The organism is Streptomyces sp. NPDC031426, from assembly GCF_055581585.1.
Genome location: NZ_JBVIJE010000081.1, coordinates 1 through 3,191 on the forward strand (window position 1 = coordinate 1; position 3,191 = coordinate 3,191).

Annotated in this window: 1 rRNA gene; it reads right to left on the reverse strand. The window is 57.3% G+C overall.

The features are described 5' to 3' along the window. Positions 1-22: 22 nt before the first annotated feature. Positions 23-3,136: ribosomal RNA gene (locus ACZ5NH_RS45140) — 23S ribosomal RNA — on the reverse strand. Positions 3,137-3,191 lie beyond the last annotated feature (55 nt).

Below are 3,191 nucleotides of genomic sequence, written 5' to 3' on the forward strand. Positions count from 1 at the left end.
AACACAGTGGACGCGAGCAACTGAGGACAAGCCCTCGGCCTATTAGTACCGGTCACCTCCACCAGTTACCTGGCTTCCAGATCCGGCCTATCAACCCAGTCGTCTACTGGGAGCCTTACCCCATCAAGTGGGTGGGAGTCCTCATCTCGAAGCAGGCTTCCCGCTTAGATGCTTTCAGCGGTTATCCCTCCCGAACGTAGCCAACCAGCCATGCCCTTGGCAGAACAACTGGCACACCAGAGGTTCGTCCGTCCCGGTCCTCTCGTACTAGGGACAGCCCTTCTCAAGACTCCTACGCGCACAGCGGATAGGGACCGAACTGTCTCACGACGTTCTAAACCCAGCTCGCGTACCGCTTTAATGGGCGAACAGCCCAACCCTTGGGACCGACTCCAGCCCCAGGATGCGACGAGCCGACATCGAGGTGCCAAACCATCCCGTCGATATGGACTCTTGGGGAAGATCAGCCTGTTATCCCCGGGGTACCTTTTATCCGTTGAGCGACGGCGCTTCCACAAGCCACCGCCGGATCACTAGTCCCGACTTTCGTCCCTGCTCGACCCGTCGGTCTCACAGTCAAGCTCCCTTGTGCACTTACACTCAACACCTGATTGCCAACCAGGCTGAGGGAACCTTTGGGCGCCTCCGTTACCCTTTAGGAGGCAACCGCCCCAGTTAAACTACCCATCAGACACTGTCCCTGATCCGGATCACGGACCCAGGTTAGACATCCAGCACGACCAGACTGGTATTTCAACGACGACTCCACACACACTGGCGTGCATGCTTCACAGTCTCCCAGCTATCCTACACAAGCCGAACCGAACACCAATATCAAACTGTAGTAAAGGTCCCGGGGTCTTTCCGTCCTGCTGCGCGAAACGAGCATCTTTACTCGTAGTGCAATTTCACCGGGCCTATGGTTGAGACAGTCGAGAAGTCGTTACGCCATTCGTGCAGGTCGGAACTTACCCGACAAGGAATTTCGCTACCTTAGGATGGTTATAGTTACCACCGCCGTTTACTGGCGCTTAAGTTCTCAGCTTCGCCCACCCGAAAGTGAGCTAACCGGTCCCCTTAACGTTCCAGCACCGGGCAGGCGTCAGTCCGTATACATCGCCTTACGGCTTCGCACGGACCTGTGTTTTTAGTAAACAGTCGCTTCTCGCTGGTCTCTGCGGCCACCCCCAGCTCGAGGAGCAAGTCCTCTCACCAGAGCTGGCCCCCCTTCTCCCGAAGTTACGGGGGCATTTTGCCGAGTTCCTTAACCATAGTTCACCCGAACGCCTCGGTATTCTCTACCTGACCACCTGAGTCGGTTTAGGGTACGGGCCGCCATGAAACTCGCTAGAGGCTTTTCTCGACAGCATAGGATCATCCACTTCACCACAATCGGCTCGGCATCAGGTCTCAGCCCCATGCGCGACGGATTTACCTATCGCACGGCCTACACCCTTACCCCGGGACAACCACCGCCCGGGCTGGACTACCTTCCTGCGTCACCCCATCACTCACCTACTACCAACTTGGTCCGGCGGCTCCACCACTCCCCTTCACCCGAAGGATCCGGGGCGGCTTCACGGCCTTAGCATCACTGGATTCGATGTTTGACGCTTCACAGCGGGTACCGGAATATCAACCGGTTATCCATCGACTACGCCTGTCGGCCTCGCCTTAGGTCCCGACTTACCCTGGGCAGATCAGCTTGACCCAGGAACCCTTAGTCAATCGGCGCACACGTTTCTCACGTGTGAATCGCTACTCATGCCTGCATTCTCACTCGTCAACCGTCCACGACTACCTTCCAGTGCCGCTTCACCCGGCAGACGACGCTCCCCTACCCATCACAGCACCCGTTGGGGCTATACGCTGCAATGACACGACTTCGGCGGTACGCTTGAGCCCCGCTACATTGTCGGCGCGGAATCACTAGACCAGTGAGCTATTACGCACTCTTTCAAGGGTGGCTGCTTCTAAGCCAACCTCCTGGTTGTCTGTGCGACTCCACATCCTTTCCCACTTAGCGTACGCTTAGGGGCCTTAGTCGATGCTCTGGGCTGTTTCCCTCTCGACCATGGAGCTTATCCCCCACAGTCTCACTGCCGCGCTCTCACTTACCGGCATTCGGAGTTTGGCTAAGGTCAGTAACCCGGTAGGGCCCATCGCCTATCCAGTGCTCTACCTCCGGCAAGAAACACACGACGCTGCACCTAAATGCATTTCGGGGAGAACCAGCTATCACGGAGTTTGATTGGCCTTTCACCCCTAACCACAGGTCATCCCCCAGGTTTTCAACCCTGGTGGGTTCGGTCCTCCACGAAGTCTTACCTCCGCTTCAACCTGCCCATGGCTAGATCACTCCGCTTCGGGTCTTGAGCATGCTACTGAACGCCCTATTCGGACTCGCTTTCGCTACGGCTTCCCCACCCGGGTTAACCTCGCAACACACCGCAAACTCGCAGGCTCATTCTTCAAAAGGCACGCAGTCACGAGAACCCGAAGGTTCCGACGCTCCCACGGCTTGTAGGCACACGGTTTCAGGTACTATTTCACTCCCCTCCCGGGGTACTTTTCACCATTCCCTCACGGTACTATCCGCTATCGGTCACCAGGGAATATTTAGGCTTAGCGGGTGGTCCCGCCAGATTCACACGGGATTTCTCGGGCCCCGTGCTACTTGGGTGTCTCTCAAACGAGCCGCTGACGTTTCGACTACGGGGGTCTTACCCTCTACGCCGGACCTTTCGCATGTCCTTCGCCTACATCAACGGTTTCTGACTCGTCCTGTTGCCGGCAGACAACAGAAGAGAGATCCCACAACCCCCACGACGCAACCCCTGCCGGGTCTCACACGTCGTAGGTTTGGCCTCATCCGGTTTCGCTCGCCACTACTCCCGGAATCACGGTTGTTTTCTCTTCCTGCGGGTACTGAGATGTTTCACTTCCCCGCGTTCCCTCCACATGCCCTATGTGTTCAGGCATGGGTGACAGCCCATGACGACTGCCGGGTTTCCCCATTCGGAAACCCCCGGATCAAAGCCTGGTTGACGACTCCCCGGGGACTATCGTGGCCTCCCACGTCCTTCATCGGTTCCTGGTGCCAAGGCATCCACCGTGCGCCCTTAAAAACTTGGCCACAGATGCTCGCGTCCACTGTGCAGTTCTCAAACAACGACCAGCCACCCGTCACC